Annotated in this window: 7 protein-coding genes and 1 pseudogene; all 8 read right to left on the bottom strand. The window is 42.7% G+C overall.

Annotated features, from left to right (window positions below):
* Nucleotides 1-296: pseudogene (locus DW761_RS20555) on the bottom strand (RNA polymerase subunit sigma); the annotation flags it as partial.
* Between the two features lie 279 nt (nucleotides 297-575).
* The gene (locus tag DW761_RS20560; RefSeq protein ID WP_002347246.1) at nucleotides 576-800 is read right to left on the bottom strand and encodes a hypothetical protein; all 225 of its coding nucleotides are present in this window, start codon (nucleotides 798-800) and stop codon (nucleotides 576-578) included.
* Nucleotides 801-810: 10 nt separating this feature from the next.
* Nucleotides 811-1,017, bottom strand: coding sequence for a helix-turn-helix transcriptional regulator (locus DW761_RS20565; protein ID WP_015552789.1), 207 nt, complete (start codon nucleotides 1,015-1,017; stop codon nucleotides 811-813).
* Nucleotides 1,018-1,036: 19 nt separating this feature from the next.
* The gene (locus tag DW761_RS20570; RefSeq protein ID WP_077742207.1) at nucleotides 1,037-1,357 is read right to left on the bottom strand and encodes a DUF6442 family protein; all 321 of its coding nucleotides are present in this window, start codon (nucleotides 1,355-1,357) and stop codon (nucleotides 1,037-1,039) included.
* 138 nt (nucleotides 1,358-1,495) lie between these two features.
* Nucleotides 1,496-2,407 (bottom strand): conjugal transfer protein, encoded by a 912-nt coding sequence (locus DW761_RS20575; RefSeq protein ID WP_117519219.1) that lies wholly within the window; start codon nucleotides 2,405-2,407, stop codon nucleotides 1,496-1,498.
* A gap of 16 nt (nucleotides 2,408-2,423) precedes the next feature.
* Nucleotides 2,424-3,431: a lysozyme family protein gene (locus tag DW761_RS20580; protein WP_009243519.1), complete on the bottom strand. Its 1,008-nt coding sequence runs from the start codon at nucleotides 3,429-3,431 to the stop codon at nucleotides 2,424-2,426.
* A complete protein-coding gene (locus DW761_RS20585) occupies nucleotides 3,428-5,638 on the bottom strand; it encodes a CD3337/EF1877 family mobilome membrane protein (RefSeq protein ID WP_117519220.1) in 2,211 nt (736 codons plus the stop codon). The genes DW761_RS20580 and DW761_RS20585 overlap by 4 nt, the downstream gene beginning before the upstream one ends.
* On the bottom strand, nucleotides 5,638-7,581 hold a 1,944-nt coding region (locus tag DW761_RS20590), incomplete at its 5' end, for an ATP-binding protein (RefSeq protein ID WP_117519221.1). The genes DW761_RS20590 and DW761_RS20585, both read right to left, overlap by 1 nt.

The following is a 7,581-nucleotide window of genomic DNA, read 5'->3' on the forward strand; positions in this document are numbered from 1 at the left end:
TACATCAACAAGATTTCTCTGTCTTTTTCAGACAGATACTTAATCGCTTCTGCTAAATCATCATCAAGGACACGAACCTCAATACCGCATACATCAAAGGCGGTATAATCGCTTTCGTATTCGTCCCAGACTGCCAGCTTTTCCACGACGATTTCTGGAAGTTCACAATAGGAAATTTCCTTATTTCTTCGTCGCTTTAATTCTTTGCGATAATTACGGACAATGCCTTTCACTACACGTTTGAGCTTGCAGTCAAATTGACATTGTATTGTCTTTTGGAAGTCCGACGGTTTCATATCATCACACCCCCTTTCCGTTATGACGTGAAAAGTGTTTATCCCTCTTTCCGCACCATATCTGTACAGCAAGGTGTGATTTGTTGCATGAATTTGAAAAAAAGTGAAAAAATTTTTTTGGGTACAAAAAAAGCCCGCACAAAACATATAGTCTGTACGAGCTATTAAAGCTGTGAGATATTCAGTTGTTGATACAATGCTGTTAGGTAGTATATGAGTACATAAGATTATGCTTAAAACTTTCCATAATACAAGCCCCCTTACAGCACTTGATTTTTATTACACTTTTGTCTTTTTTGTAATCTTGTAAATATATTCTTCTGGCGTAGGGCGTTTATTTCCAAAATACTTTTTGAAATTCGCCTGCACCTCTGGGTCGGTGCTGTTCATAGCTTCATCAATCGTCGCTTCAATATCAGCCCGAACATCAGCCAATGATACACCGCCAGCTTTTGCACCAGCTTTCAATGCTTTTTTTATATCACGTTTTTTAAGTCCTAACATGGTATCACTCCTAAAAATAAAATAGTTCTTCAAATTTTTTATCAAGTGCAATACACAAAATAAGTGCAAGTTTAGCAGTAGGATTGAATTGTCCCGTTTCAATGGAACTAATCGTGTTCCTAGATACCCCAACCATTTCCGCTAAAGCTGATTGTGATAGTTTTTTTTCTGTTCTTACTTGTTTTAAATTATTTTTCAATATCAATTCATCATTCATAAGAAGTACCTTGTAATCATTATAGAAATATTTTTGTAAGATATAAGATAAATAGTAATATAGCTACAAAGCCCCAGCATATTCCGCAAAACAATGTGAATTTGTCCTTTTGACGTATCCATCTATACATATATTGACCGCATAAAATCGAACAAAATACGGAATATACATCTTGATATGGTTGATTACAATATATATTTATAATCATTAAAACAACACACATAATTAAACCTACTGTCATTCCAATATAGCTACTTTTTTGAAAAATATCCATTTCCATTTCGTCCATTTGATTAGGCTTTCTGCTCTGTGCTTTCTTTAAGATTTCTTCTTTATTCATAAAAGTTACCTCTCTTTCTGCCAAGTTTTATTGACAATTAAAATATATCACTACCAAGTTTTCTTGTCAACACTTTTGCATAGTTTACTTGTCAGAAATATAGCGTGCAAATCTCCATAGAAATGCACGCTATTTCATTTATCCTACAATCTTCCAGTTACTATCCTTATGTAGCACAAGCTCGTACTGCGATACCTGCGTTGCCTTTGTCTGATTATCAAGGAATTTCACAGCCACTTTGACTTTCACATTGTCCCCGTCCTTTGTAAAGATAGGGTTTACCAATTCAGAATAAAGGTAGTCCCTGCCGATAGGTTCAAGTACATTTCCAGATACATAGTAAGCAAGTTCTTTGTCCGTTGCGGTAGGGTACAGCTTAAAGAATGTTTCCAAAAATGCGGTAGCGTCATTGACAGTATCAGCGTCTCCGCTTGCGTCTGCTTCTGGTGTCTTAGGCTCATAGCCTGATTTTTCGATTGCTGGTGCAAGGGTAGGGTTCTGAACGATTACCATATCCCCGTCAGCGTCCACATGGACTTTTACGGTATAGGTTGCCTTGACAGTACTTGTCTGTTCTCCCTCTTTTATCTGCTGATCTACTTCGTAGGTAGCAGAAAAAGTGTCCGTTTCCGACTGCTCAATACTCCATACAATCACATCTGTAACCGTGGAGCTGGTCGGTATATCCGTTCTGATTGTATCAACATTCAAGTCTTGCAATTCCTTTGTCAGATAACCGCTGATTGCCTGCATCCTTGCTTCAATCGCTTCTTTGCTGTTATTCCATGTGTAGTAGGACTTCGCAAAATTCTTCACGAAATTTTCTATCCCGGTGGTGTCCTGCAAGCGAAGCTCTATGATTTCTTTTTCATGGGTCGTGTGCTGGTCGATAGCAGTAAAATTCTTATACACTCCAAAGCTCACGCTTGCGATAAGCACCACCCACAACGCAATCACGGTTTTCTTATGTGTGCCTACCTTAACAGTACGCACCTTTTTTTCTTTTGGTTCTTTGATAGTTTCTGTCTGTTTCTTATTCTTCTTAAACATATTTTTCAAGTCCTTTCTATTGTTTTACTCGTCCTGCACCGATTAAGTGCTGTTGCCAGTAACTACTACTTAGGTCTGCATATCCTATCGGGTCGCCTGCATGGTACATCTGATTATTTCCTACATAAATGCCGACGTGGGTTACATACGAACCAGCGTTATAGGTAGAATGGAAAAATACCAAGTCCCCAGCCTTTGCCTGCGAGAGTGGAAGATGTTGGGTAGCGTCATACTGTGCTTGTGCTGTTCTCGGTAAGGAGATACCAGCTTTTCCATAACACCATTGCACAAGTCCGCTACAATCAAATGAAGTGTTCGGGTTACTGCCACCATACACATATTTCCAGCCTTGATATTTCAATGCTTCATTCATAATCGCTTGTGCCGTCGCATTATCAAAATGTGCCACGGTCAGATATTGATTGACTAATTCCACATAGAACATATTTCCATAGCCATACCGCCAGCCCCCATTCTTCGCAACGGCTATCGGGTTGGTGTAGGTTACTTTCTTTCCACCCGACTTCTCACGGGCGAAGCTCTCTGCAAGGTTAAAGGTATGTTTCTTTCCTTTTCCTGCCACATATCCCACATAACCACCGCCATAGTTATAGGACTGTATCGCTACATTCAAATCGTCGATACCTTGATTTTTGCAGGAAGAAAGCAGGGACGCAAAATACTTACACCCCTGCTTGATTGAACTTTCCGTATCTAAGGAATTAGGCGGTAAACCAAGACTTTCCGAACTCTGCATGACATCTTCTGCCGTACCGCCACTTTCTACTTGAATAATAGCCAGCAACACGTTGACATACTCGGAGATACCATATTCTTTGGCGTATTTTTCCACCATAGGCTGATGTTTCAAGACTTCTGCGGATAGGTTCATACCCGTAATGCCAGAAGAAAAGTTGCTGTTCTCGTCGTCGCTGTCCGCACTAATCAAGACACCAAAGAACAACACCAGCGAAAAGAGGATAGGAAACAGACTGCCAATGATAGCGATATGTTTCAGTTTCATTTTTTCTTCTGTCCTTTCTTTGTTACAAGGTTACGGTTCTTTTCGGTATGTTCCGTTGTACGCTTTGATTGTTCAAAGGTCTGTGTCTTTGTAGTACGCTCTGCTTTGTAATTCTGGCATGTTTCCTTTGATACCACTTTTTCTGCATTCTGCCTATGTGCTGGCTGTGCAGGTTGGGTCGTTTTCTTATCAGAAGCACCAGAAGATAACGGACGCTCTTTCACAACATTTGTCTTGACTGGCTCACTTGCTTTCGGAGTTGGAGCTGTGGCAGGGCGTTTGACTTCCTGCATTTTTTCCGCACTCGATTTTGGAATGGTTGAAGCGGTGGCTGGTCGCTCATGGGGACGGGTAGCTCCCGTTGTCGCTGATCCGTCAGCCTTTCGCTGTGCCTGCCTTGCTTCTTGTGCCTTTTGAAGCTCCATACGCTTATCAGCGATATTCTTCTTACGCTGTTCCTGCTTTTCCAAGCGTCCCGACTGTCTGGACTGCTCTTCCTGCACCATGCCACGCTTAAAGTCGGACACGCTGGACTTTGCCTTTTCCTTTGCGGAATATACCGCATAAGCGGTCTGTGTCGGCATATCCTTGATATTCTCTTTGACAGCGTTTGCCTTGTCTTTCACTTTATTTTTCGTATCTAAGACAGCACCTACCTTTGAGCCTGCACGTTGTCCCATGCTGGAAGTGGTATTGCCCCGATTTTCTTTAGAAGCTGTATTTTTTCTTTCCGCTCGTTTGCCAGCAACGGCACTTCCAGCTACCGCACCAGCGACACCGCCCGAAATACCGCCAGCACTTACCGCCCTTGCAATACGGTGTTCCATACGCCTAGCCCGATGTCGCATAAACAGATACGGTCTGCGGAAAATTCTTCGTCCCATGCTTTGACTGTCGCCAGCATTAAGTGAGAACATACTCATTAAGTCGCCCAGTTTCATATAGATACCAGCAAAACACTCTATCTGCAAGAACGCCACCATGAAAAACGGATAGTCCGTGGAGATGTTATAAAACATACTGAAAATGGTGAACGCCACCGTTACAATGAGCGTAATTCCTGCCCTTGTCATAATGGTATTAAATACCCTCACGATTGCCTGCTTTGCCATGCTTTCATAGCTCGGTATCATAGAGAGCAGGAAACTAATAGGCAGGAACATAGCGAAGATAATAAAAAGTATCTGGCTAAATAACATCATACCCGTAAGCAAGAATACAAATATCGTGATACCCAAGTTGAAGAACAAGAGGAAGAACACCATACCCAAACGATTTACCACCTGCGGTATCGTCAGATTGTTGTTGTCGTTGTCCTCGATTTCTGTTTTCACGACTTCCTCTCTGGTCTTTCCGTCCTCGTCCTCTGGGCTTGCCGATACGAGAGCTTCGACACGGTCTGTCCCGATTTCCTCTGCGTTACTGTTACCAAATTGAAGCAAGAGCCACGGCTGTTGTACTTGAATAGAAAATAAGCTGTCCCGTATCAAGTCCACGCTGTCCTTACCCTCACTGTCAGAGTTGGGGAGCATGATTTTTGTTCCTAAATCCAAAGAAGCGGTACTAATATCACTTGAAAATTCATTTATCTTTTTGATGTAGTCGGGAGCGTAGGCAATAAACGAAGCGGACAGCACAAACACCACAACAAAGTTGATAACAGCGTGAAGTGCCTTGCTCGTTTCCCTTTTTATCAATCCCGTATAAGCAACATAAAGTCCCACCACTAAGATAATGAGAAGCAGGAAACCAACATAGAAGCCAGAGCTGGAAAAACCGTTCTGTGTTACGCCTGCAAGGGTCTGTATGCTCTTTCCGATACTGTCTGCCATATCGTTGATAAAGTCCAGTTTATAGGCTTCCTGCACCACATAGCCCGTGGCATTGCTTAAATATAAACTGATAGTCCAGACAAAGTTGGTAATACAGTAAAGCCCGTACTGTACCGATTTTCCAATCCCGTCCAGCCAGTTCCACGGCAACCACGACCAGCTATTATCTACATAAAAATCAAGCTGGTAGTTGGAAAGGGGATATTTTGAATATAGATTTTCTGCGTTTATGGTATCGTCCACAAGCCCCGTCGCATGAGCCACCGTCCCCAGAAGTGAAAGCAGGATAAGGGAGAGTGCCACCACGAACAGAGCCATTTTGAGAAAGTGGAAAATCTTCTTTTTTGTGAACGCACCTTTTATCCTTTCTTTCATCACTCCACCTCATTTCTCTGTACGGGCGGTCTGGTATCAAAGGCGTGTAGCAGTTCTTCAAAAACGGGGTGTATCTGTACCACACCGACACGCCCGTATAAGTCCTGCAATAAGCATTGTCCGTTCTCCAAATCACGCAAGCGTTTCTGGTTGTTTTCGTCGTCCTTGTCGATACCGAAAAATTCTAAGGTCTGTTTTATCTCGTTGATGTCAGTAGAACGAAAAGCGAATTTTAAGCCGATATTGTTTTTCAGACTTTCCTTTGAAACATCATAGGCAGACTGGGTAACAAAATAAACGCCTGCCTGCATAGCTCGTCCAGCACGAACCAGCTTGTTAGAGAGCGTTTCTCCTTGTGCCACATTTAAGAACGCCCACGCTTCGTCAAGGTCTACAATCTTAAAAATACTTCTGTCCGAATGGATAAAATCAAGGGCAAAGGTACTAATCACAATCAGCATAGACACCGACAATAATTCAATGGTCGTGTATTCCTCAAAAGTGGTATCTTTATCTGGCAATACTAAGTCCGCTACTTGAATGATATTGAGCTGGTTATCCAGACTGATAGCATTTTCTACCGTACCGTCTGAAAACAGCAGGTGTGCAAAGTCGTAGTCCGTGAAGCTGTCGATATGGTCTGCGATATTTCTTGATATGGGCGTATCTTCACGGCGTAGCTCGTCTATCACATGGAGCAAGCCCCGACTGTCACTCTGGGTAACGGAGCGAACCGCTTTTCGTAACACGGGGAATTTTTCGCCGTCCCTAGAGGAAATACCCGTTAAAAATGTCAAGATGTCGATTGCCAGACTTTCAGCATCTTTGACATTCTTCATAATCACAAACGGGTCAAGAAGTCCTGCATTGTCCTTGTCGCTGGTAAGGTTTACGATATTGATTTCATGGGCGATTTCTGGGAGCGTTTCTTTCCAGTTGCCACGCTCACTTTTGGGGTCTAAGATAACCGCTTGTCCCCCAAAGAGAACGGAGTAATACACCAGAAGATTGTTGCAGAACGACTTCCCACCACCAAGCGAACCGACAAATGCAGAAGCAAGGGCATTTGTAACTGTGCCTTTTACGCCTTGACTGGCAAGGGACGGTTGCAGGTACACATTTCTTCCCGTATCAACGGAATAGCCCATATAGATACCCGTAGTTTCCCCTAACTGCTGGGTTGCACCAAAACCAAGCCCTGCAAGAAAATCTGATTTTACATACTGCACATAGTCATTGATATATCGCTTGCTGGCAGGAAGAAATTCAGAATGAAGCCCCAGCATATCCCCAGCAGGACGCACCAGCTTTACATTGAGGTCGTCGTAAAAGTCCTTGACTTCATCACAACGGCGTTTTAATTCGTCCAAATCATCAGCCGATACACGCACTACATAAGAGAGCTTATACATACTTTCTTTTGTCTGGTCTAAGTCTGTTTCCAGCTCGTCCACGCTGTCTAATGCGTCCACTACATTTGAGCTGGTTTCACTTCCTGCTTGATAGGCGTGGTTATCAAGGTCTTTCAATTCCTTTTTCTTGTTTCTTACTGTCGTTAATGCTTTTCGATTTTCCACGATTTCTACATTCATAGAAGTATCAACGGGGAATGTGAATTGCTGTTGCTGGAAATAGAAGATTTCAGACGACGGAAAATCAAGCTCCCCGACAATCGCATTGACGGTAAAGTAGGACACATAGCTTTCCTTGTCCTCATGTTCCAATCGTAAATACCGCTGGCTTTCCTCAATCACACACCTTGTCGGGCGGATAAGGTCGTAGTATTTTATCAGCGTTTCTTTCTTATAGTTTTTCTTTGGTAGCTGGTACTCATAATCTTCATAGGCGATACCGTCCCTGCCGTAAAGATGTTCCATGAGATACCCAAAATCATGGATTTCCAAGCGACGCACCTTAAAGCGACGGGAGATTTTATTTTCCAG

The organism is Absiella sp. AM29-15, assembly GCF_003434225.1.
Lineage (GTDB): Bacteria > Bacillota_I > Bacilli_A > Erysipelotrichales > Erysipelotrichaceae > Hoskinsella > Hoskinsella hominis.

Coding starts and splice junctions, on each gene's coding strand:
- DW761_RS20560 (WP_002347246.1), bottom strand. CDS start 800: ATGTTAGGACTTAAAAAACGTGATATAAAAAAAGCATTGAAAGCTGGT.
- DW761_RS20565 (WP_015552789.1), bottom strand. CDS start 1,017: ATGAATGATGAATTGATATTGAAAAATAATTTAAAACAAGTAAGAACA.
- DW761_RS20570 (WP_077742207.1), bottom strand. CDS start 1,357: ATGAATAAAGAAGAAATCTTAAAGAAAGCACAGAGCAGAAAGCCTAAT.
- DW761_RS20575 (WP_117519219.1), bottom strand. CDS start 2,407: ATGTTTAAGAAGAATAAGAAACAGACAGAAACTATCAAAGAACCAAAA.
- DW761_RS20580 (WP_009243519.1), bottom strand. CDS start 3,431: ATGAAACTGAAACATATCGCTATCATTGGCAGTCTGTTTCCTATCCTC.
- DW761_RS20585 (WP_117519220.1), bottom strand. CDS start 5,638: ATGAAAGAAAGGATAAAAGGTGCGTTCACAAAAAAGAAGATTTTCCAC.